Origin of the sequence: Pseudomonas sp. M47T1, from assembly GCF_000263855.1 — a bacterium.
GTDB lineage: Bacteria > Pseudomonadota > Gammaproteobacteria > Pseudomonadales > Pseudomonadaceae > Aquipseudomonas.
On the sequence record NZ_AJWX01000016.1, the window covers coordinates 127,505 to 150,553 of the forward strand.

At 62.9% G+C, this 23,049-nt stretch carries 18 protein-coding genes and 1 pseudogene; 2 read left to right on the plus strand and 17 right to left on the minus strand.

From position 1 onward, the window contains the following. Positions 1 to 47 precede the first annotated feature (47 nt). The 8 genes from gcvP to arcD (PMM47T1_RS17625) form a co-directional block, all read right to left on the minus strand. Complete coding sequence (gene gcvP, locus PMM47T1_RS17590) at positions 48 to 2,894, minus strand: aminomethyl-transferring glycine dehydrogenase (RefSeq protein WP_008371335.1); 2,847 nt, start codon at positions 2,892 to 2,894, stop codon at positions 48 to 50. Positions 2,895 to 2,904: 10 nt separating this feature from the next. Beyond that, positions 2,905 to 3,282 (minus strand): glycine cleavage system protein GcvH, encoded by a 378-nt coding sequence (gene gcvH / locus PMM47T1_RS17595; RefSeq protein ID WP_008371337.1) that lies wholly within the window; start codon positions 3,280 to 3,282, stop codon positions 2,905 to 2,907. Positions 3,283 to 3,599: 317 nt separating this feature from the next. Beyond that, entirely contained in the window at positions 3,600 to 5,105 is a 1,506-nt protein-coding gene (locus PMM47T1_RS17600; protein ID WP_008371339.1) for a sigma-54-dependent transcriptional regulator, read from the minus strand. Between the two features lie 180 nt (positions 5,106 to 5,285). After that, positions 5,286 to 5,657 (minus strand): DUF5064 family protein, encoded by a 372-nt coding sequence (locus PMM47T1_RS17605; protein ID WP_008371341.1) that lies wholly within the window; start codon positions 5,655 to 5,657, stop codon positions 5,286 to 5,288. 60 nt (positions 5,658 to 5,717) lie between these two features. Beyond that, a complete protein-coding gene (gene arcC / locus PMM47T1_RS17610) occupies positions 5,718 to 6,647 on the minus strand; it encodes a carbamate kinase (protein ID WP_008371343.1) in 930 nt (309 codons plus the stop codon). Between the two features lie 116 nt (positions 6,648 to 6,763). Further along, positions 6,764 to 7,774 (minus strand): ornithine carbamoyltransferase, encoded by a 1,011-nt coding sequence (locus PMM47T1_RS17615; protein ID WP_008371345.1) that lies wholly within the window; start codon positions 7,772 to 7,774, stop codon positions 6,764 to 6,766. Positions 7,775 to 7,844: 70 nt separating this feature from the next. Further along, a complete protein-coding gene (gene arcA / locus PMM47T1_RS17620) occupies positions 7,845 to 9,101 on the minus strand; it encodes an arginine deiminase (RefSeq protein ID WP_008371347.1) in 1,257 nt (418 codons plus the stop codon). A 31-nt stretch (positions 9,102 to 9,132) separates the two neighbouring features. After that, a complete protein-coding gene (gene arcD / locus PMM47T1_RS17625) occupies positions 9,133 to 10,560 on the minus strand; it encodes an arginine-ornithine antiporter (protein ID WP_008371349.1) in 1,428 nt (475 codons plus the stop codon). A gap of 435 nt (positions 10,561 to 10,995) precedes the next feature. On the opposite strand from arcD (PMM47T1_RS17625), the gene arcD (PMM47T1_RS17630) reads away from it, so the two are divergent. Further along, a complete protein-coding gene (arcD, locus tag PMM47T1_RS17630; RefSeq protein ID WP_008371350.1) occupies positions 10,996 to 12,423 on the plus strand; it encodes an arginine-ornithine antiporter in 1,428 nt (475 codons plus the stop codon). 109 nt (positions 12,424 to 12,532) lie between these two features. On the opposite strand, the gene PMM47T1_RS17635 is transcribed toward arcD (PMM47T1_RS17630), so the two are convergent. The 6 genes and pseudogenes from PMM47T1_RS17635 to PMM47T1_RS17655 all read right to left on the minus strand — a co-directional run bounded on the left by PMM47T1_RS17635 (position 12,533) and on the right by PMM47T1_RS17655 (position 19,936). Continuing rightward, positions 12,533 to 13,897 (minus strand): CoA transferase, encoded by a 1,365-nt coding sequence (locus PMM47T1_RS17635; protein ID WP_008371352.1) that lies wholly within the window; start codon positions 13,895 to 13,897, stop codon positions 12,533 to 12,535. Between the two features lie 78 nt (positions 13,898 to 13,975). Further along, a complete protein-coding gene (locus PMM47T1_RS30930) occupies positions 13,976 to 14,731 on the minus strand; it encodes a methyl-accepting chemotaxis protein (RefSeq protein WP_425224434.1) in 756 nt (251 codons plus the stop codon). 102 nt (positions 14,732 to 14,833) lie between these two features. After that, positions 14,834 to 16,114: pseudogene (locus PMM47T1_RS30935) on the minus strand (PDC sensor domain-containing protein); the annotation flags it as partial. A 132-nt stretch (positions 16,115 to 16,246) separates the two neighbouring features. Next, positions 16,247 to 16,642: a YbaN family protein gene (locus PMM47T1_RS17645; protein WP_008371356.1), complete on the minus strand. Its 396-nt coding sequence runs from the start codon at positions 16,640 to 16,642 to the stop codon at positions 16,247 to 16,249. Between the two features lie 58 nt (positions 16,643 to 16,700). Continuing rightward, positions 16,701 to 17,315 (minus strand): biliverdin-producing heme oxygenase, encoded by a 615-nt coding sequence (locus tag PMM47T1_RS17650; protein ID WP_008371360.1) that lies wholly within the window; start codon positions 17,313 to 17,315, stop codon positions 16,701 to 16,703. Between the two features lie 113 nt (positions 17,316 to 17,428). Continuing rightward, a complete protein-coding gene (locus PMM47T1_RS17655; RefSeq protein ID WP_238536631.1) occupies positions 17,429 to 19,936 on the minus strand; it encodes a TonB-dependent receptor in 2,508 nt (835 codons plus the stop codon). Here PMM47T1_RS17655 and PMM47T1_RS30390 point away from each other — a divergent pair. Beyond that, complete coding sequence (locus PMM47T1_RS30390) at positions 19,863 to 20,126, plus strand: hypothetical protein (RefSeq protein WP_238536632.1); 264 nt, start codon at positions 19,863 to 19,865, stop codon at positions 20,124 to 20,126. The two genes, PMM47T1_RS17655 and PMM47T1_RS30390, sit on opposite strands and share 74 nt — an antisense overlap. Before the next feature lie 98 nt (positions 20,127 to 20,224). Here the strand turns inward: PMM47T1_RS30390 and PMM47T1_RS17660 are convergent, their stop codons facing one another. The 3 genes from PMM47T1_RS17660 to gap all read right to left on the minus strand — a co-directional run bounded on the left by PMM47T1_RS17660 (position 20,225) and on the right by gap (position 22,924). Further along, the gene (locus PMM47T1_RS17660; protein WP_081492677.1) at positions 20,225 to 21,127 is read right to left on the minus strand and encodes a FecR family protein; all 903 of its coding nucleotides are present in this window, start codon (positions 21,125 to 21,127) and stop codon (positions 20,225 to 20,227) included. 158 nt (positions 21,128 to 21,285) lie between these two features. Next, positions 21,286 to 21,801: an RNA polymerase sigma factor gene (locus tag PMM47T1_RS17665; RefSeq protein ID WP_008371368.1), complete on the minus strand. Its 516-nt coding sequence runs from the start codon at positions 21,799 to 21,801 to the stop codon at positions 21,286 to 21,288. A 121-nt stretch (positions 21,802 to 21,922) separates the two neighbouring features. Next, positions 21,923 to 22,924, minus strand: coding sequence for a type I glyceraldehyde-3-phosphate dehydrogenase (gene gap, locus PMM47T1_RS17670; RefSeq protein WP_008371370.1), 1,002 nt, complete (start codon positions 22,922 to 22,924; stop codon positions 21,923 to 21,925). Positions 22,925 to 23,049: the final 125 nt, after the last annotated feature.

A 23,049-nucleotide genomic window follows, 5' to 3' on the forward strand; every position in this document is an offset into this window, starting at 1 on the left:
CCGTTCGCGAACAGAGCCCGCCCCCACAGGGAATCAGAGGTCGCCAATCAGTCCTGGTAGGCCTCGATCGACGGGCAGGCGCACACCAGGTTGCGGTCGCCGAACACGTTGTCCACGCGCCCGACCGGCGGCCAGTATTTGCTTTCCACCAGGGAGGCCAGCGGGTACACCGCCTGCTCGCGGCTGTAGGCATGCGCCCATTCGCCCACCAGTTCGGCCGCGGTGTGCGGTGCGTTCTTCAGCGGGTTGTCGTCCTTGTCCAGGGTGCCGCTTTCCACCGCACGAATTTCTTCACGGATGCAGATCATGGCGTCGCAGAAGCGGTCCAGTTCAGCCTTGGATTCGCTTTCGGTCGGCTCGATCATCAGCGTGCCCGCCACCGGGAACGACATGGTCGGGGCATGGAAGCCGAAGTCGATCAGGCGCTTGGCCACGTCGTCGACGCTGATGCCGCTGCTGTCCTTGAGTGGGCGCAGGTCCAGGATGCACTCGTGGGCCACCAGGCCATTGCTGCCGGTGTACAACACAGGATAGTGCTCTTCCAGGCGGCGCGAGATGTAGTTGGCGTTGAGGATGGCCAGTTGCGAAGCGCGCTTGAGGCCTTCGCCGCCCATCATGCGGATGTACATCCAGGTAATCGGCAGGATCGAAGCGCTGCCGAACGGCGCCGCGCAGACCGCGCCTTCCTTGCGCGCCATGGTGCCGTGCCCTGGCAGGAACGGCGCCAGGTGCGACTTGACGCCGATCGGGCCGACGCCCGGGCCGCCACCGCCGTGGGGGATGCAGAAGGTCTTGTGCAGGTTCAGGTGCGATACGTCGCCGCCGAACTTGCCCGGGGCACACAGGCCGACCATGGCGTTCATGTTGGCGCCGTCGATGTACACCTGGCCGCCGTTGTCGTGAACGATGGCACAGATTTCGCGGATGCCTTCCTCGAACACACCGTGGGTGGACGGGTAGGTGATCATGATCGCGGCCAGGCGCTCGCGGTGCTCGATGGCCTTGGCACGCAGGTCTTCGATGTCAACGTTGCCGCGCTCGTCGCAGGCAGTCACGACCACGCGCATGCCCGCCATGTTGGCGGTAGCGGGGTTGGTGCCGTGAGCGGACGAGGGAATCAGGCAGATGTCGCGACGCTCGTCGCCACGGCTGTGGTGGTAGGCACGAATGGCCAGCAGGCCGGCGTACTCACCCTGGGAACCGGCGTTGGGCTGCAGCGACACCGCGTCGTAGCCGGTGGCCTTGCACAGCATGGTTTCCAGCTCGTCGGTCAGCAACTGGTAACCCTTGCTCTGCTCGGCAGGCGCGAAGGGGTGCAGGCTGCCGAATTCCGGCCAGGTGATGGGGATCATTTCGCTGGCGGCGTTGAGCTTCATGGTGCACGAGCCCAGCGGGATCATGGTGCGGTCCAGCGCCAGGTCCTTGTCGGCCAGCTTGCGCAGGTAGCGCATCAGCTCGGTTTCGGAGTGGTAACGGTTGAACACTTCATGGGCGAGGATCGGCGACTGGCGCAGCAAGGCGGCCGGCAGGCGGTCGGCGACGGCAGCGGCCAGGGTGGCGAACACCGGCTGCTGGCCCGCGAACAGTGCCCAAATGGCTTCCACGTCGGCCTGGCGAGTGGTTTCGTCCAGGGACAGGCCCAGGCGCTGGGCGTCGATTTCACGCAGGTTCAGGCCGGCGGCGCGGGCCTTGGCGTGCAGCTCGGCCGTGGCGCTGCCGGTGGCCAGGGAGAGTGTGTCGAAGAAGTATGCCTGCTCGACCTTGACGCCCATGGCGCTCAGGCCCTGGGCCAGGATGGCGGTCAGGGTGTGGATGCGCCGGGCAATCTGGGTGAGGCCGGCCGGCCCGTGGTACACGGCGTACATGCTGGCGATGTTGGCCAGCAGTACCTGGGCGGTGCAGATGTTGCTGGTGGCCTTCTCGCGGCGGATATGCTGTTCGCGGGTTTGCATGGCCAGGCGCAGGGCGGTCTTGCCGTGGCGGTCGATGGACACGCCCACCAGGCGGCCGGGCATGTCGCGCTTGAACGCATCGCGGGTAGAGAAATAGGCGGCGTGCGGGCCGCCGAAGCCCAGCGGTACACCAAAGCGCTGGGCGCTGCCAATGGCCACGTCGGCACCGAATTCGCCGGGCGGGGTCAGCAGGGTCAAGGCCAGCAGGTCGGCGGCCACCGCCACCAGGGCGTTGACGGCGTGGAAGCGCTCTATCAGTTCGCGGTAATCGAAGAGGTCGCCGTTGCTGGCCGGGTATTGCAGCAGGGCGCCGAAGTAATCGCTGACATCGCCCAGCTCGGCTTCGTCCTCGACCACCACCTCAATGCCCAGTGGTTCGGCGCGGGTGCGCAGCACGTCGAGGGTTTGCGGGTGGCAGTGGCTCGACGCGAAGAAGCGGTGGCTGCCCTTGTTCTTGCTCAGGCGTTTGCAGAAGGTCATGGCTTCGGCAGCCGCGGTGGCTTCGTCCAGCAGCGAGGCGTTGGCAATCGGCAGGCCGGTCAGGTCGCTGATCAGGGTCTGGAAATTGAGCAGTGCTTCCAGGCGGCCCTGGGAAATTTCCGGCTGGTAGGGGGTGTAGGCGGTATACCAGGCCGGATTCTCCAGCAGGTTGCGCAGGATCGGCGCCGGGGTGTGGCAGTTGTAGTAGCCCTGGCCGATGTAGGTCTTGAACAGTTGGTTTTGCGCGGCAATGGCCTTGATGGCGGCCAGTGCCTCGGCTTCGCCTTGCCCGTCCGGCAGGTCCAGTACGCTGGTGCCCTTGATGCTGTCGGGGATCACGCTGGCGGTCAGGGCGTCAAGGTTGTCATAACCCAGGGTGGCCAGCATGGCCTGCTCATCATTGGCGCGCGGGCCGATGTGACGGGCAATGAATTCGTTGGTGGTGGTCAGCGAGGTGGTCATGGTCGAGTCCTCAGGCCTGGGCGGCGATCAGGTTGTCGTAGGCCTGCTGGTCCAGCAGTTCGGCGACCTGGCTGGCGTCGGCCGGTATGAAGCGGAAGAACCAGCCGGCGCCCAGGGCGTCTTCGTTGACCAATTCCGGGCTGGCGTCGAGTTCGCTGTTCACTTCAACCACTTCACCGTCCAGGGGCATGTTGATGGCGCTGGCGGCCTTTACCGATTCCAGTACCGAGACCTCGGCGTCCCGGGCGTAGGTGGTCAGTTCCGGCAATTGCACGAACACTACGTCACCCAGCGCGTTCTGGGCGAACGGGGTGATGCCAACCGTTACGCTACCGTCCGCTTCAACGCGCAGCCATTCGTGTTCGACAGTAAAACGCAATTCGCTCATGGAAACTCCTAAGCCAGATGACGGCTGGCTGACGCAATGGATGTGTCCGGGGCGGGGCACCGGACGGGGTCTGGAGGTTCTATAGCAAGTTCGTTGCCAACCTGGCCAAGCCCTTTGAAACCAGGCGTTTAGAGGGTATTTGAGCGAGCAGGCGAACGGTGGTTGTAGCGAAATCGCTACGCGGCTGCGGACTAAAAATTTCCTATGGGGATCAGGCCCTTGGGAATGGGGACTGCGGATCGCATGGAATGATACCGATACAGTGTATCGATATCATTCCGGACAAGCCTGCGCCCGCGTGGAGCCGCCGGCTACCGCTATTTTCCAGGGATACCGTATTTGCGCAGGCGATGAGCGATGGCAGTGTGCGAAGTCTGCAGCCGCGTGGCCAGTTGGCGTGTGGAGGGGTGGCGGGTGTACAGCTTTTCCAGCAGCGCCCGTTCGAAATCGTCCACGGCCTGTTCCAGGCTTTCCACTTCGCCGTCGTTCTGCCTGGCCACGGCCGTACCGGCAATGTCCAGGTCGCCGATGTCCACCAGCGCGCCGTCGCAAATGGCGGCCGCGCGGAAGATCACGTTCTGCAACTGGCGCACATTGCCTGGCCAGCGGTTGCCCAGCAGTGCCGGGTAGGTGGCCGGCGCCAGGCGGCAGATGGGCCGCTGGATCTGCGTACAGGCCTGCTGCATGAACGAGCGGGCCAGCAGCAGGATGTCCTGGCCGCGTTCGCGCAGGGGCGGTACTTCAAGGTTGAGTACGTTCAGGCGGTAAAACAGGTCTTCGCGGAATGTGCCCTCGCTGACCATTTTCTCCAGGTTGCGGTGGGTGGCGCTGAGAATGCGCACGTTGACCTTTACCTCGCGGTCACCGCCCACCCGGCGGAAGCTGCCGTCATTGAGAAAACGCAGCAGTTTGGCTTGCAGGTACGGCGACATTTCGCCGATTTCGTCGAGGAATACTGTGCCCTGGTGCGCCAGCTCCATCAGCCCCGGCTTGCCACCGCGCTGGGCGCCGGTGAACGCGCCTGGGGCATAGCCGAACAGCTCACTCTCCGCCAGGTTCTCAGGCAACGCCGCACAGTTGAGGGCCAGGAACGGCGCGCTGTGGCGGGCGCTGATGGCATGGCAGGCCCTTGCGACCAGCTCCTTGCCGGTCCCCGTCTCGCCCTGGATCAGTAAGGGCGCATCCAGTGCCGCCACCCGCTGGGCGCGGGCTTTCAAGGTACGAATGGGCGGCGAGTCGCCCAACAGCGAATCGAAGCCTTCGGCGTGGTCATGGTGCAGGGCCGCCAGCCGTTCGCCGATGCGGTTGGGCGGGTACAGGGTCAGCAGCGCGCCCGCGTTGGTGATCGGCGTGGCGTCCAGCAGCAAGGTCTCGCCGTTGACGCTGACCTCGCGCAGGGGCAGGCGAAAGCCCTGGTCGAGCAAAGTATCGAGCAGGGTCGGGTCGCGAAATAGCTCCGTCACCGATTCGCCCGCCGGTTCACGGCCATACAGGCTGATCAGCGCGGGGTTGGCCAGCAGTACGTTGCCATCGCTGTCCAGTGCCAGCACCGGGTCGGTCATGGCCGCCAGCAGGGCATCAAGCTGCAGATGCCGGCGCTGGCCGGGCAATATGTCTACCACATTCACCGTTTGTACACCGCGCACGTTCAACAGCGCATCGCGCAACTCGTCCAGCACCTTGGGGCTAAGTGTGGGGGCGTCGATGTAGACATTGGGGGGAACCATCTCCACGGCATCCAGGTTGAGATTGCGCGCGCCCAGCAGGGCCAACACTTCCTGGGTAATACCGACTCGATCGATGAAACTGACGTGAATGCGCATGGGCGGGCAGGGGGCCTGGACAGCAGGGGGCGTCAGTATGCCACGGCCGTGCATGGCCGTTGTAGCAGCACTGCCCTGTGGGCGTCGGCTCGCCGGCGAGCTTTCGGGCCTCCACTGCTCGCTGGCAAATCAGCTCCCGCAAGCCAGGAGTTGTTACAGCGTTGGAGGTTGTCCTGCGAATCAGCCATGGGGGTCAAGATGCTCCGCCGACACCGCATCCCCGGATTGCGCGCCAATGCGGTCGCGAATATCCTCGAAACAGGCGTCATAGTGGCTGTGCATCGACAGCGATAACACGCTGGTGGTGGGCAGGCCGTTGCGGCGCGCGATGTGGTCGGCGGAACTGGCGAAGTTGTACCACTCGTTCTTGTCCAGGTCGAATTCGTCCTTGAAGGGCTTGTCGTTGATGTGGCCCTCGACGTTGAAATGCACGTACTTGCCGCGGCTGGCGTCGTGCAGCACTTCGTAATGAAGGTTGATGTCGTAGCTGAAGTCATTGGGCTGCAGGGCCGCTCGCTGGATGTGCAGGTGACCGGGTTCGAACTGGGCCATGGCAGAACTCCTCGAAAGAAAAGGTAGAGGATAGACCCCCGGGCCTACCCTCAGGTTCGACTACAAGTAGCTGATGCCCGGCTTGGCCGTGCTGATGCGGGTACCGGCGGAGCCTTTGACAATGGCGTCGATGTCAGCCAGCGAGCCGATCACCGCGACCTTGCCGGTGTTGCGGGCAAACTCGCAGGCTGCTTGCACCTTGGGGCCCATGGAGCCGGCGGCGAAGCCGAGCTTTTCCATGTCGTCGGGGTGGGCCTGGGCGATGCCCTTTTCGGTGGGTTTGCCCCAGTCGATGTAGGCGGCCTTGACGTCAGTGGCAATCACCAGCAGGTCGGCGTCCAGTTGCTCGGCCAGCAGCGCCGAGCACAGATCCTTGTCGATCACCGCCTCCACGCCTTGCAGCTTGCGGCCTTCGCCGTACAGGGTGGGAATGCCGCCGCCGCCGGCGCAAATGACAATGCTGCCCTTCTCCAGGAGCCATTTGATCGGACGAATCTCGAAAATGCGCTTGGGCTTGGGGCTGGCCACCACGCGGCGGAACTTGTCGCCATCGGGGGCGATGCTCCAGCCTTTTTCCTGGGCCAGGCGCTCGGCTTCTTCCTTGCTGTACACCGGGCCGATGGGTTTGGTGGGTTTCTGGAAGGCCGGGTCGTTGGGGTCGACTTCCACCTGGGTCAGCAGGGTGGCGAATGGCACTTCGAAGTCCAGCAGGTTACCCAGTTCCTGCTCGATCATGTAGCCGATCATGCCTTCGGTTTCGGCGCCCAGCACATCCAGCGGGTAGGGTGAAACCGAGGTGTAGGCCGCAGCCTGCAGCGACAGCAGGCCCACTTGCGGACCGTTGCCGTGGGCCACCACCAGTTCGTTGCCGGGGGCAATCTTGGCGATCTGTTCGGTGGCGATGCGGATATTGGCGCGCTGATTGTCTGCGGTCATGGGCTCACCACGACGCAGAAGGGCATTACCGCCCAGTGCAACGACGATACGCATGGAATGTTCCTCGCTTGAAAGGCAATCCGATGTAGCAACTGCCGTGAGGCTGGGTCCGCAGGCCACTCGGGGTCGAGGCCGGACGCCGCCTGGCGGCAGCTGCTACGGGGGGCCGATTACAGGTCGGCCAGGGTCGACACCAGGATTGCCTTGATGGTGTGCATGCGGTTTTCCGCCTGTTCGAAGGCGATGCAGGCCGGGGACTCGAACACGTCGTCGGTCACTTCGATGCCGTTCTTCAGGTTCGGATACTGCTCGGCAATCTGCTTGCCCACCTTGGTGTCGGAGTTGTGAAACGCCGGCAGGCAGTGCATGAACTTGCTGCGTGGGTTGCCGGTGGCTTTCATCAGCTCGGCGTTCACCTGGTAGGGCAGCAGTTGCTTGATGCGCTCGCCCCAGGCGTCCACTGGCTCGCCCATGGACACCCACACGTCGGTGTGCACGAAGTCCACGCCCTTCACCGCCGCTTTCGGGTCCTCGGTGAGAGTGATGCGTGCGCCGCTTTCCTCGGCGTATTGCTTGCAACGGGCCACCAGGTCGTCATGGGGCCACAGGGCCTTGGGCGCGGCGATGCGCACGTCCATGCCCAGCTTGGCGCCGATCAGCAGCAGCGAGTTGCCCATGTTATTGCGCGCGTCGCCCAGGTAGGCGTAGCTGATGTCATGTAGCGGCTTGTCGCTGTGCTCGCGCATGGTCAGCACGTCGGCGATCATCTGGGTAGGGTGATATTCGTCGGTCAGGCCATTGAACACCGGCACGCCGGCGAATTTGGCCAGCTCCTCGACGATCTCCTGCTTGAAGCCACGGTATTCAATGGCGTTGTACATGCGCCCGAGCACGCGGGCGGTGTCTTTCATGCTCTCCTTGTGGCCGATCTGCGAAGAGTTGGGGTCGATGTAGGTAACGTTCGCGCCCTGATCGTAGGCGGCCACTTCAAAGGCACAGCGGGTGCGGGTGGAGGTTTTTTCGAAAATCAGGGCGATGTTCTTGCCCTTCAGGTGTTGCTGCTCGGTGCCGGTGTACTTGGCGCGTTTGAGGTCGCGAGACAGGTCCAGCAGGTAACGCAACTCGCGCGTGGTGTGGTGTTCCAGGCTGAGCAAGTTACGGTTACGGATGTTGAAAGCCATGATGGATCTCCTTGGGTATCGGTTATCGACCTGGCGGCCACGGGTAATGGCCGCCAGGCATCAAGTGCGGTCAGTAATCGATGGGGTCGCGAATGATTGGGCAGGTCATGCAGTGGCCGCCGCCACGGCCGCGGCCCAGTTCGCCGGCGCTGATGGTGATGACCTCGATACCGGCCTTGCGCAGCAGGGTGTTGGTGTAGGTGTTGCGGTCATAACCGATGACCACGCCCGGCTCCACGGCCACCACGTTGTTGCCGTCATCCCATTGCTCGCGTTCGGCGGCAAAACTGTTGCCGCCGGTTTCCACCACGCGCAGGGTCTTGAGGTTGAGCGCCTCGGCCACCGCATCAAGGAAGGTTTTCTCTTCGCGGCGCACGTCTATGCCGCCTGGCTTGCTTTCGTCCGGGCGCAGGGTGAAGGCGACGATCTGGCTCACCACTTCCGGGAAGATGGTCACCAGGTCGCGGTCGCAGAAACTGAACACAGTGTCCAGGTGCATGGCCGCGCGGGACTTGGGCAGGCCGGCGACGATCACCCGTTCCACGGCCTTGTTCTTGAACAGGCTCTGCGCCAGTTGGCCAATGGCCTGGCGCGAGGAGCGCTCGCCCATGCCGATCAGCACCACGCCGTTGCCAATGGGCATCACGTCACCGCCTTCAAGGGTGGCGCTGCCATGATCAACGTCAGGGTCGCCGTACCAGACTTGGAAATCGGCGTCGGTGAACTCGGGGTGGAACTTGTAGATGGCGCTGGTCAGCAGGGTTTCCTGGCGTCGCGCGGGCCAGTACATGGGGTTGAGCGTCACGCCGCCGTAAATCCAGCAGGTGGTGTCGCGGGTAAACTGGGTGTTGGGCAGCGGCGGCAGGATGAAGCTGGAGTGGCCGAGGAAGTCGCGGAACATCTGGATGGTCTTGCCGCCGAACGTGTCCGGCAGGTCGTCGGCCGATACACCGCCAATCAGGAATTCCGCGGCCTTGCGCGGTTCCAGGCTGCGCAGCCAGCTGTTCACTTCGTTGACCAGGCCCACACCCACTTGGTCAGGGGTGATCTTGCGCGACAATATCCAGTCCAGGGCCTCGGGTTGGCCGACGATATCGGTGAGCAGGTTGTGCATTTCCAGTACATCGATGCCGCGTTCGCGCATTTTGGTGACGAAGTCGAAATGGTCACGCTTGGCCTGGTTTACCCAGAGCACGTCGTCGAACAGCAGTTCATCGCAGTTGTTGGGGGTCAGGCGCTGGTGGGCCAGGCCTGGGGAACAGACCATCACCTTGCGCAGCTTGCCTGCTTCGGAATGCACGCCGTATTTGATTTTTTCCGTGGACATTGCAGTGTTCCTCCAGATTCACAAACAAGGGTTAAAGCGTTAAAAACCCGTCATACAGCCCGTAGGCCGCGACCAGGGCACCGACGATCACCAGGGCGAATATCAATTTCTCCACGTTGGTAAAAATGGGTTGGCCGAGTTCGTGCTTGGCCTTGGCAAACAGGATGGCGCCAGGGGCGTAGAGCAGGGCCGACAGCAGCAGGTACTTGACCCCGCCGGCATACAGCAGCCATAGCGCATAGATCAGCGCGACGCCGCCAATGATCAGGTCTTTCTTGCGCTCGGCGATGGCCTGTTCGTAGGTCTCGCCGCGCACGGCCAGCAGTAGCGCGTAAGCCGCAGACCACAGGTAGGGCACCAGGATCATCGAGGTGGCCAGGTAGATCAGCGACAGGTAGGTACTGGCCGAGAACAGGGTGATGATCAGGAATATCTGCACCATGGCGTTGGTCAGCCACAAGGCGTTGACCGGTACCTGATTGGCGTTTTCCTTGCGCAGGAAGGCCGGCATGGTGTGGTCCTTGGCGGCGGCGAACATGATTTCGGCGCACAGCAGCACCCAGGACAGCAGCGCACCCAGCAGCGAGATGATCAGGCCGACGCTGATCAGCACTGCGCCCCAGTGGCCCACCACGTGCTCAAGCACGGCGGCCATGGAGGGGTTTTGCAGCTTGGCCAGGTCCGGTTGAGTCATGATGCCCAGGCTGAGCACGTTCACCAGCACCAGGAACAGCAGCACGGTAATGAAGCCGATCACGGTGGCTTTGCCCACGTCCGAACGTTTTTCGGCGCGGGCCGAGAAGATACTGGCGCCTTCGATGCCGATGAACACCCACACGGTTACCAGCATCATGTTGCGCACCTGGTTCATCACGCTGCCGAGGTTGGGGTTCATGCTGCCCCAGATGTCGGCGGTGAATATGTCCAGCTTGAAGGCGAACAGGGCGATCAGCACGAACAACACCAGCGGCACTACCTTGGCCACGGTGGTCACCAAGTTGATGAAGGCGGCTTCCTTAATGCCACGCAGCACCAGGAAGTGCACGGCCCACAGCAGAATCGACGCGCAAATGATAGCGGCCGGGGTGTTGCCCTCACCAAATATCGGAAAGAAATAGCCCAAGGTGCTGAACAGCAGCACGAAGTAGCCGACGTTGCCCAGCCAAGCGCTGATCCAGTAGCCCCAGGCCGACGAAAAACCCATATAGTCGCCGAAGCCGGCCTTGGCGTACGCGTATACGCCGCCGTCCAGGTTCGGTTTGCGGTTGGCCAGGGTCTGGAAGACAAAAGCGAGGGTTAACATGCCGACGGCAGTGATGGCCCAGCCGATCAATACCGCGCCAACATCGGCACTTGCCGCCATATTTTGCGGTAGCGAAAAGATGCCGCCACCGATCATCGAGCCCACCACGAGCGCAACTAGCGCGCCCAGTCGTAGTTTGTCATTAGCTGCTGACATTATGAGACTCCGTTCCAGGAGAAGAGGCTATAGCGTACGTCCGGTGTTATTTCGCAGGCATGATCCATGTCATCTAATGTGCGTATTCCATGTTGATGTACAAGTTCGTTTTGCTCGCTGGATGTTGGTGCTCGGTCGCACGGAGGCCCTGTACTGTGGGGCTTCCTTGCGTGGTGACATGAAAGTCGACCGGTCCCGAGAATGTAGAAATTAGCCCTGTTTTTCGATTTAGCAACTATTTGCTGGGAAAATTTCTTATTTGCTTGATTCTATTGAGGTGTGATCCGGTGGTTAATTAGCCTGCTATCTTTCTTTAGGTCGCGTCGCGATTAGTTCACTGTTTTTTCAGTCTAAAAAGGATAGGTGCAGAAAATCGCACTATATTTAACCTCGTTTCCTGACCCTCCCTTAACGCAGCAGCGCAGGAGCATCGGCATGGCAGAACCGGGACAGAAACTGCGGCTTGGCGCATTGATTGCCCTGGTGGTGGGGTCGATGATCGGCGGCGGCATATTCTCGCTGCCGCAGAACATGGCTGAACGGGCCGAGGCGGGCGCCATCCTGATTGGCTGGGCGATCACCGCCGTGGGCATGCTGATGCTGGCACTGGTCTTCCAGAGCCTGGCCAATCGCAAGCCGAAGCTGGACTCGGGGGTATACGCCTACGCCAAGGCTGGCTTCGGTGACTACATGGGCTTTTCCTCGGCCTGGGGTTACTGGATCAGTGCCTGGCTGGGCAACGTCGGCTACTTCGTGCTGCTGTTCAGTACCCTGGGCTATTACTTCCCGGTGTTTGGCCAGGGCAATACGCCAGTGGCCATCGGTTGCGCCTCACTGTTGCTGTGGGCCGTGCACTTTCTGGTGATGCGCGGCATCAAGGAAGCGGCGTTCATCAACCAGGTGACCACCGTGGCCAAGGTGGTGCCGTTGTTGATGTTCGTGATCATTGCCGCGGTGGCGTTCAAGGCGGACATTTTCACTCAGGACATTTGGGGCGCTGGAACCCCCAGCCTTGGCAGCGTGATCCAGCAAGTGCGGCACATGATGCTGGTGACGGTGTTCGTGTTCATCGGTATCGAAGGCGCCAGCGTGTATTCGGGACGTGCCGAAAAACGTTCGGACGTAGGCAAGGCCACCGTGGTGGGCTTTCTCGGTGTGCTGGCGCTGTTGGTGCTGGTGAACGTGCTGAGCCTGGGCGTCATGACCCAGGCGCAGTTGGCCGGGCTGCAGAACCCGTCCCTGGCCGCGGTGCTGGAACACATTGTCGGGCCTTGGGGCGCGTTGCTGATCAGCCTGGGGTTGGCGGTGTCCTTGCTGGGCGCGCTGTTGTCCTGGGCGTTGCTGTGTGCCGAGATTCTGTTCGCTACTGCGCGTGACCACACCATGCCGCGGTTCCTGAAAAAGGAAAACGCCAACGCCGTGCCGGTAAACGCCCTGTGGATGACCAACCTGATGATTCAGCTGTTTCTGTTGATCATCCTGGTGTCGGCGGGCACCTATAACAGCCTTATCTACCTCGCGTCATCGATGATTCTGGTGCCCTACCTGTGGTCGGCCGCCTATGCGGTGCTGCTGGCCGTGCGCGGTGAAACGTATGAAGGGCGCGCAGCCTTGCGTCAACGCGACCTGCTGATCGGCGGCGCGGCCTTGTTGTATGCCTTGTGGCTGCTGTATGCCGGTGGGCTCAAGTATTTGCTGCTGTCGGCGTTGCTGTATGCGCCCGGCGTGGTCCTGTTCGCCAAGGCCAAGCGCGAACAGGGCCAGCCGTTGTTCACCGGCTGGGAAAAGCTGATATTCGCCGCTGTCCTGCTCGGCGCGGCGCTGGCAGCCTACGGCCTCTACAGCGGCGCCCTGACCTTGTAAGCGCGACTGCCCTGTGTGGGCGCTGGCTTGCCAACGAGCTTTTCAGGCCTCAATAGCTCGCGCGCAAGCCAGCGCCCACAGAGTCGGTTCCCCAGGCGTAGCCGCGCGGTCAGTTGGGGAAGCTGGCAGGCGAGGCGCCCAGTTCGCCCGCCGGGCAGGCCCATTGCATGGGCGTTCCGGGCATCTGCAAGGGCGGCGTCAGGCGCTGGGCCGGGCCCCAGGGGGTGTGTTCGATCTGGCTGGCCAAGTCGCCTCCGGTTTCGGCTGCCAAGGGCAGGTCGGTGGTGACCTGGCCGTGGTCTACCAGGGCCTTGGCCGTGCGGGCCAGCGACAGCCGCGCCGAACTGGCCTGGCCGGTGGCCAGCCGCTCACGCAGGCCGGTGATGGCCGCAGCCGCCAGCAGGTAACCAGTGGCCATATCCAGCGCCTGCACCGGCAGCGGCACTGGTGCGTCGGCCTGGCGCCATTGCTGGCCGGCGGCGGCGATGCCGCTGCTCATCTGCACAAGGCTGTCGAAGCCACGACGGTTGCGCCACGGGCCGGTCCAGCCGTAAGCGTTGAGGCTGATGTCTACCAGCCCCGGGGCCAGTTGCTGCAGGCGCTGGTGGTCGTAACCCAGGCGCTCGAGGGCGTCGGCGCGGTAACCGTGCACAAACACATCGGCCTGGGCCAGCAGGCGTTCGAAGGTCAGGCGGTCGAGGCTGTCGTGCAGGTCCAGGCGGGCGCAGCGTTTGCCCAGGGTCAACTCTGCCACTACCGAAGGTTCTTCCCAGCCGGGTGGGTCTATGCGCAGTACATCGGCGCCCATCGAGGCGAGAAAGCGCGTGGCCACCGGCCCGGCAATGATTCGGGTCAGGTCTAGCACCTTGATGCCCGCCAGTGGCTGCCCGCGGTTGCCGTGCCAGGCCAGTGGGCGTTGTTGCGGGCCAGGCACTCGATGGATCAACGCTTCTTCGGCCACGGCCTGCCCCTGCGGATGGGCAGCCCATTGCGCCAGGTCGCGCATCTGCGCAGCGCAGCCGTTGGCCTCGATCACGGCGCTTTCCAGCGCCTCGCCCGACCACTGGCTGACTGCCGCCGCCACGCTGTCGCGGTCGGCGCAGTCGCCCAGCACGCGCAGCGCTGCGGCGCGATGATGCGGGGCATTGGTGTGCAGGCGAATCCAGCCGTCAGCGCTGGCGTAGTCTCCCGCGATGGGGTCCCAGGCTGGCGGAGGCGCCCAGCCCATGGGCCGCAGGCTGTTGGCGAACCAGAAGGACGCCAAGCGCCTATCCACGCTCAATGAGTCAACGCAGTGGCCCTGCTGGCGCAGCAAATCCGCCACTGCCAGCCCGGCGACGCCGATGCTGGCAGTGGCAAAATCGCTTACTGCAAACGTTGAGGGCAGGGCGCCCACGCCGGGGAAGGCAACCCTGGGCAGGTCGTCGAGCGGCAGGTGCAGTGCGTGGGCAAAGCTGGCGAGTAATTCAGGCATCGCATGGGCGCTCCGGTTGAGGGACCGTCGCCGCAACAGTCCCTGTGCATTGCCTCGACAATACACAGGGTTTGACCATCAAACGCGGAATTGATCCATCAATTTCATCTGCTGGCTGGCCAGCGCGTTCAATTGGCTGCTGACTTGTGCCGATTCGGTGGCCTGGCCGGTAAGGGTTTCGGTCACGGTACGAATCGCCGACACGTTGCGGTTAACCTCTTCGGCCACCGCGCTTTGCTCCTCGGCGGCGCTGGCGATCTGCAGGTTCATGTCGCTGATCACGGTGACCGCTTCGCTGATCTTGCCCAGGGCCTGCACGGCCTGCTGGATCTGGCCGGCGTTTTCCTGGGCCTTGGCGTGGCTCGAATGCATGGTTTGCACCACCCCGCGGGTGCCGCTCTGGATGCGTTCGATCACGTGGCGAATCTCTTCCACCGAATCCTGGGTGCGCTTGGCCAGGTTGCGCACTTCATCGGCCACTACGGCGAAGCCGCGGCCGCTTTCGCCGGCCCGCGCGGCCTCGATGGCGGCGTTGAGTGCCAGCAGGTTGGTCTGTTCGGCAATACTGCGAATTACCTCCAGCACCGAGCCAATCTGGTCGCTGTTCACCGCCAGGGCCTCAACCTCGGTCACTGCCTTGCTCACTTCCTCGGCCAATACGTTGATGTCACGGGTGCTGCGCTCGATGATCGCCATACCGTCCTTGGCCGACTGGTCGGCACCGCGGGCGGCGCTGGCGGCATTCGAGGCACTGTTGGCGACGTCATGGGCGGTGGCGCTCATTTCATTGGAGGCGGTGGCCACCTGGTCGATTTCGCGGAACTGCACCTGCATGCCGTCGCTGGTACGCCGTGCGATGTCCGAGGACTGGTCGGCCGTGGTGCGGGCTTCGCTGACGGTCTGCTTGATCTGCGCGATGGTAGGTTGCAGCTTGTCGAGGAAACGATTGAACCAGCTGACCAGTTCGCCCAGTTCGTCTTTCTTGGTGTATTTGAGCCGCTGGGTCAGGTCGCCATCGCCGCTGGCGATGTCCTTGAGCATGGCTGCCACGCTGTTGATGGGGCGGGTGACGCCGCTGGCGGTGAGCCACAGCAGTAATAGGCCCACAAGGGTGGCGATGGCGCCAACCACGATGACGGTGATAGTGCCGCGGGTCTGGGCGGTGTCGAGTACGCCCTGGAGTTTGACCGAGTCGGCCAGCAGCACTTTTTCCGGCAGGTCGATGACCACGCCCCACGGGCTGCCGTCGGTGATGGGCGCGGCCGGGTACACGGCGCGAATAGTGTCGCCCTGCTTGATGACCTTGGCCTGGTTGGCGCCGATCAGTTGCATGATCTGGCGGCCTTCGTCGCCCAGCACCTGGTCGACCTTCTTGCCCAGCAGGCTGGCGTCGCCGCTGTTGGCTGCCAGGGCGCCGGCGGTTGATACAATCATGATATGCCCGGCGCCGTTGAAGATGTCGCGCTGGGCGCGTTCGGCCGATGTCTGCAAAGAATCCAGGGCCAGGTCGATACCCACCACGCCAATGACCTTGCCTTGCTCGATGAGCGGCACGGCGATGCTGGTCATCAGCATCAGCTTGTCGCCCACGGTGTCGGTATAGGGTTGCAGTAGGCAAGGCTTGCCGCTGTCACGGGCGCAGGTGTACCAAATATTGTACGGGGTGCCGGTCAGGTTGAGCTCGGTCTTATTCATGTCACTTTCCGAGGTGACGGTGTTCAGCCCGGTGCCACCGGAGCGACTCCAGTAGGGGGCGAAGCGGCCACTTTCGTTGGACGTGCGCTTATCGTCGTTGACGAAGTCAGCGTCATGGCCGTCCAGCCCCTGACGCTCGAACGAGGTCCATACGCCAAGTACCTTGGGGTTGCGCTCGAAGATGGTTTTCAGTGCCTGGTTGATGTCTTCGCGCAGCGCCGCGGGCGGCAGGCCACGGTGGCTGGCCAGGGCCTTGAGCCCCAGTATCTGGTCGGCTGCGGCGTTGGCCACCAGCAGATTGTCGCCGAAGGTCTTTTGCATTTGCGCGGCTTTTTCAGCGGCCTTGGTCTGCAGCAGGTCCTGCACGCTTTCGGTCAGCATTTTACGGCTGGAATCGCTGACCAGCGCGTTGTTCTGGTTGGTCTGGTACAGGTTTATCCCGACGATCAGGCCTGCCACGCCTAGCAGGCACAGGCCTGCCAGCAGCACGATCTTGAGACGAATCGATAAGTTGTCGAACATGGGGCGCGCACTCACAAGTTGACCAGTCGGGACAGCGAGGATCGAGCACGACCCCGCCCGCCGAATCTCTTCAGCGATACCGGGAAATCGGCGTATACGCCTACAACTTTAAATATTTTTGACAGGCGGCTATCAAAGATCGCGGGCGGGCTGTTCCGGGCGTGACCAGATCCACAGGTTTACCACCAGCATGCAAGCGATGGCGGCGAACACCGGCCAGGCATGCTTGAGGGTCAGCAACATGATCACCGAGCACACCAGCATGCTCAGGGTGGCGCTGACCTTGGCCCGGCGGACGATGACCTTGCCGTTGCGCCAATTACTGAGGATGGGGCCGAACAGCCGGTGGTTTTCCAGCCAGGCGCTCAGGCGTGGCGAGCTGCGGGTAGCGGCCCAGGCCGCCAGCAGGATGAATTCGGTGGTGGGCAGGCCGGGGATGACGATGGCTACCAGGCCAATGCCCAGGCTGACATAGGCGAGCAGGCCAAACAGGATGCGCGCGGTTTTGGAAGGCAATGGGCGGGTCATGACATCAGCGTTTGAAAGGCGGCGGCTGGCCGGTGGCAAGCCACCGGCCGGGTCCGGCTCAGGCTTGAGCGCAGTAGGTGTGCTGCAAGAGTATTTGCAGGCGCGAGAAGGCGTCAACCGCGGCCTGATCAGCGTCGGCTTCTTCGGCCGGGGTAAAGGGCAGGGCGTCGAAGATGGCGTTGAAGGCTTTCCAGCCACGCATGCGGCCGCCTTCGGGTTCGGCCAGGTGACGGGCACCGAAGGTTTCGCTCAGGCCCATGGCCTCGGCACGCTTGATGAGGATGGCCGCGCCAAGCTTGGAGCCTTCGGAGACGCGAATCCAGGTCAGGGCGGTGGCCTGGTTGGGTGCTTGCAGGGCGCCGGGCACGCTTTGAGGCACGGCCAGGCCCAGGTCGTTCAGGTCGGCCAGGGCGGCGTCGGCGCGGCAGCGCGAGGCCAGGTCCGGGAACAGCTTGTTCAACTGCGGGTCGTTGTACAGGTGCTGGAGTTCGGACTGGAACAGGTACTGCATCTGCAGGAAACGGCCGTAGCTTTCGCGGCTGTCGAACGGCGCGTGGTCACCCACGGCGTGTTCCAGCTGGTCGTGCAGCACGGCGCTGGCCTGGCGCAGGCGGGCCGAACGCAGGGCTGGCTGCTCGCTGGCCGGGGCCGTGGAGGTTTCGATGGCACTCATATGCAGGGGTCCTTGAAAACGTAGGGGCTGCTTTACTAGACGAATCAGCACGGCAAACTCAGTAAAAAAACTTCGCAGCACCGTTCAATCGGGCAACGGTACCGCGAATGGCCTCAGATGTCCCAGATCAGATTGACCGAGAAGTTACGGCCCGGCTGGGTCAGGCGGTCGAGGTTGGCCGGTTGGGTCACGGCCGCTTCGCCCACGCTGTCGTAGCCGCGCACGTCATCCCACAGCCAGTATTTCTTGTCGGTGAGGTTGTACAGGCCGGCGCTGACGGTCACGTCCTTGGTCACCTTGTAGTAGCCGGTCAGGTCGAGAATGCCGAAGCCCGGCGTCTTGAACTGGGTGCTGGTGCCGTCCGGGGTGTGGAAGCTGCTGCTGTCCACGCGGTCTTTCTTCTTCACCACGGTCCAGCTCAGCAGGCCGCCGTAGTTGTCCTGGTCGTAGCCCAGGCCCCACACGCCGGTCAGCGGGTTGACGCTGTTGAGGGGCTGGCCGTCATCGTCGTTGCGACCGTAGGCATAGCTCACCGAACCTTGGGTGTAGAGGCCGGCAGGCAGGCCGAAGGTATCCAGATTCAGGCGGCCCTTGGCCTCGGCGCCCTTGATGGTGGCCTTCTTGATGTTGACGCTCTGGAACGTGGTTTCGGTGTAGCCCGGGGTCAGCGAGTTCTCGTCGATAAAGTCGTGGTACTTGTTGTAGAACACCGCCAGGTCAAAGTTGCCGTGCTCGAACTGGCCGCGCAGGCCGGTCTCGAAGCTCTTGCTGCTTTCAGGCTTCAGGTCCGGGTTGGGGGCCACCGTATAACCCTGGGAGGTGTTGGTGAAACGGCCGTACAACGCCTTGGCGGTCGGTGTGCGGAAGCCTTCGGCGTACTGGCCATACCAGGTGTAGTTGTCGTTGAAGGCATAGGTCACGCCCAGGCGTGGGGTTGCCTTGTGCCAGGTTTTCTCCTCGGCGCTCACGGCGTCACCGCTCTGGGCTGCGGTGTTGAGGAATTCCTGGGTGATGTGCGGTTTCATCTGCGTGTAGTCATAGCGCAGGCCCGGCAGGAAGGTCCACTGGTTCCACTTGATCTCGTCCTGGGCGAACAGGCTGTAGGTGTTGACGGTAGGGTCCGGGAAGTCGCTGGCCGCGGCCGGGGTGTCGGTGGTGTTGGTGCTCACCGCGCCAATCGAGGTGCAGTAAGTGGCCACCGACATGCAGATACCTTCACCGGTACGCAGGCCGGTAACTTTCTGCTGCTTGAGCGTGGTGCCGTAGGTCAAGTGGTGGTCGGTGTCGGCGATGGCGAAGGACTTGTCCAACTGCGCATCGAAGACCCAGGTCCGTTCCTTGTACTGGGTGTCGCGCGTGCGGTACACCACGCGCGATGGCGCGTAAATTTCCTCGGTGCTCTCGTCGGTCTTGGCGATCTGGTAATTGAGGGTCATTTTCACGTGGTCGGCCAGGTAGCTGTCCAGGCCGAAGCTGTTTTCGATGCCGAAGCGTTCGCGCGAGGTGGTGGTGTTGCCGCTGCGTGCCTTGTACATGCCAAAGCCTGCGCCATTGACGAATGGGCCGCCCACCGCGCTCTTCTGGTTGGTGTCGCGGTCATCCTTGTACTTTTCGTAGGTCAGGCCCAGGCGCGCGTCGTCGCCATAGTTCCAGCCCAGCTTGGCCAGCACATTGGTGGTCTTGGCGTCTTCCGGGTTGGCGGCGGTGCGGTTCAGGCCGGTACCGCCGTGGCTGCCGTAGGATTCGGTTTCATGGCCATCACGCTGGCTCAGGTGCAGCAGGGCGTCGAAGTCGCCTTGGCGGCCGGCCACGGTGCCGGATTTAAGCCAGCTGCGGTCGGCAGAGCTGTAGCCGGTTTTCAGGCGCGCGCCGAAGTCCTGGCCGGGTTTGATGATGTCTTCGGGGTCCAGGGTGTAGTAGCTGACGGCGCCGCCGATGGCGCTGCTGCCGTACAGGGAAGAGGCCGGGCCGCGGAGGATTTCCACGCGCTTCACGATTTCCGGGTCCACGTAGTTGCGGTTGGTTTGCGCGTAGGGGCCGTTGAAGAAACTGGCGGGTACTTCCACGCCGTCCACTTGGGTGAGGACGCGGTCGCCGTCGATGCCACGAATGTTGTACCCGGTAATGCCCGAGCGCTGGCCGGCGCCGCCTACCGATACGCCAGGTTCGTAGCGCACCAGGTCCTTGATGGTGTTGACGTTGTTGCGGTCCAGGGTGTCGCGGTCTTGCACGGTCACCGTGGCGGGCACGCTGTTGACGTCCTGGGCGTTGCGGGTGGCGCTGACGGTCACCTGCTGCAAGGCAATGGCGCCGGTGTTGCGGCGTTCCAGTACCACGTTGTTCGGGCCCAGCTTGTGCACGCTCAGGTTGGTGCCCAGCAGCAGGCGCTCCAGGGCCTGCTCGGGTTTCAGCGAACCGCGCACGCCGGGCGATTGCACCTCCTGACCCAGTTCGGCCGACAGCCCCACTTGCCAGCCTGTCACCTGGGTGAAGGCATTGATGGCCGATACCAGCGACTGCTGGCCAATGGCAAAGGTGTAATTGCCCATGGCCTGGCTGCCGGCGGCAGGTTCGGCAGCCATTGCCGGGGCCATCTGGGTGGCCGCCAGCACAATGGCCATGGTCAGCGCGGACAACGTGCGTGGGCCGGGTTTGGCGGTGCTGAAACAATTGAAACCTGAAGACATCGAAGAGCGCTCCCTGTCGCGCGGCGTTATAGTGTTCAATGAACTAAAAATGCGAATCAGTTGCATTGGCTATAACGAGACGAAGCAGGATGAGGGATCGCGTAAAAATAAATTGGTGAGGTGATGACGACATTACACCGCCGAAGGTCCTGCGGACCTTCTCGTCGCCGTCCGGCAGCGCCTACGCATCGACTTCACGCAAGCCAGTGGCTGCCACGGCGTTCAGTTGAGGATGACGAGGGCCGGGTATTCGCGCATCGACGCCGAGGTGATGTGCGCGAGGGAGCGCACCACGTCCAGCGGGTTTTCCAGACGGTAGTTGCCGGTAACTTCAACCTTGGCCAGTTGCTCGTTGGTGTTGACGATCCAGCCGGGGTAGTAGCGGCGTAGTTCATCCAGTACCTGGCTGAGCGGGCAGTTCTCGAAAACCAGGCGGCCCTGCACCCAGGCCAGGTCTTTCTGTGCATCCAGATGCTGGCGCTGGCCAAAGCCCTTGGGGCCGATGCGGATGCTGTCGCCGGCGCTCAGGCGCACGCGTGCATCGCCGCCGCCCAGCAGGTCGACGTTGCCGCGTTGCACTTGAACCTGGGCCACGCCGTCGAGCAGGCGCACGGCGAAGTCGGTATCGCGCACGGTGGCGCGAACGGGGCCGGCCTGCAGTTCCAGCGGCTGCTGGCGGCTGCCGTTGACCTGGAAGAAGGCTTCACCCTGGTACAGCCGGGCTTCACGCTGCACCTTGTCAATGTGCGAGGAAAACGCCGTGTTGGTGTTGAGCAGCACCTTGGAGCCGTCGTCCAGCTCCAGGCGCTGGCGCTCGCCCACCACGGTCAGGTGGTCGGCTTCCAGGCGCAGGGGCAGGTTGGTAAAGGTGAATACGCCCACCAGGATAACCGCAACTGCGGCCATGGGCTTGAAAAACGGCCGCAGTCGCGCGCGCCACGAGCGAGGCGTCACGGTGTCCAGTTGTTTTGCGGCCTGGTTGACCGCCGCACTGTTCCACACGGCACTGGCACGGGCGAAGGCCTGTGCGTTGGCGGTCGAGGCGCCCAGCCACTGCTCGAACTCCAGGCGCTCGCCGGCGCTGGCACATTCCAGGCGGATCAACCAGTCCAGGGCCTGATCCATGGCGCTGTCGGTGGCGGGGTGTTCGGTCACGCGGGTTCCTCGGGCGGCGAGTTCATGACGGCGGTACGACGAGTGTGGCAGCTTACCAAAGACTGGATGCTCTTGAGGTGAACGTCGTTTCACTTCAGAGCGGTCCTACAAGCCGTCTGTAAGACCAGTCAGTAATCCATGCGTTGCGCCACACCGACGCAAATGGCCATGATCAATTTCAGTTCCTTCTGCACTGTGCTGGCGGAGACGTCCAGTTCGCCGGCGATTTCCAGGTAACTGCAACCGTGCAGGCGGCTGAGGATAAAGATGCGTTGCTGGCGGGTGGTCAGCTGGCTCAGGCTAGTGTTGAGGCGCATCAGCAGTTGCTCGGCATGGGCGGCTTCTTCCGGCGTGCTCTGGCTGGCGGCAATGCTGTGCACGACCTCGCTGGGCACGTCCTCCAGCAGGGTACGTTCCTGAACGCGGCGCGCGCGCAGGTGGTCAAGCGCCAGGTTGCGCGCGGTCTGGAAGACGAAGGGTTCCAAATGGTCGATGGCCCGTTCACTCAGCGCGCGCGTCACCCGCAGGTAGGTTTCCTGCAGTAGGTCTTCGGCGGTGCTGGGGTTGTTGACCATGCGCTGCAGGGTTCGCAGCAGGCTGAGGCGCTGGGCAAGGAAGACGGAATTGAAGTGTGACTGACTCACAGCGGTACCGGGCCAATTAGGTGTTAATGATAATGCTTATCATCTATGCCTTTGGTCAAGTCATTCCGTGTAACAAACCCACGTAGCCGCGGTCGTCAGGCGGCTACGGGGTAGCCAGGGCTTATTGCGCGTTGCACAGCGCCAGGCAGTTATCCAACATGCGGTTGCTGAAGCCCCACTCGTTGTCATACCAGGCCATGACTTTCAGCATCTTGCCGGCCACTTTGGTGTGATTGGCGTCAAACACCGACGAAAGCGGGTTGTGGTTGAAGTCGCAGGACACCAGCGGCAGGGTGTTGTAGCCCAGAATCTTGGAGTGCTGGCTGGCTTCCTTCATCAAGGCATTGACCTCGTCGACGCTGGCTTCGCGCGACAGGTTCACGGTCAGGTCCACCAGCGACACGTTGATCACCGGCACACGCACGGCCATGCCCGTCAGCTTGCCCGCCAGTTCCGGCAGTACCAGGCCTACCGCTTCGGCGGCACCGGTCTTGCTGGGGATCATCGACTGGGTGGCTGACCGCGCCCGGTACGGGTCGGTGTGGTACATGTCGGTCAGCACCTGGTCGTTGGTGTAGGCGTGGATGGTGGTCATCAGGCCTTGTTCGATGCCCAGTTCGCGGTGCAGCACCTGGGCCACGGGCGCCAGGCAGTTGGTGGTGCAGGAGGCATTGGAGATGATTTGGTGCGAGGCGCGCAGCACGTCATGGTTCACGCCGTACACCACGGTGGCATCAACGCCCTTGGCCGGGGCCGAAATGATCACCTTGCGGGCGCCGGCGCTGATGTGTGCGGCGGCCTTGGCGCGGTCGGTGAACAGGCCGGTGCATTCGAACACCACGTCCACGCGCTCGGCTTTCCACGGCAGGTCGGCGGGGTTGCGAATGGCGCTGACCGCAATACGGTCACCGTTCACGGTGATGCTTTCCTGGTCGGACTGCACCGTGGCATCGAACGCGCCGTGCACGCTGTCAAATTTCAGCAGGTGGGCGTTCATGGCACTGTCACCCAGATCATTAATGGCGACGACCTGCAGGTCCTGACGGTAGCCTTGGGTATACAGTGCGCGAAGAACGTTGCGGCCGATGCGGCCAAAACCGTTGATGGCAATTCGAAGAGTCATGTCGGTACCTGCGTTCAGATTGTGTGCGGTGCCCTCTCAATATGAGGTGTTGGGCCGGCGGAAACGTTCACAAAATCTGTTTTGTTATTGGAATTACAAGATTATTCGCAAAAAAATAGAAAACA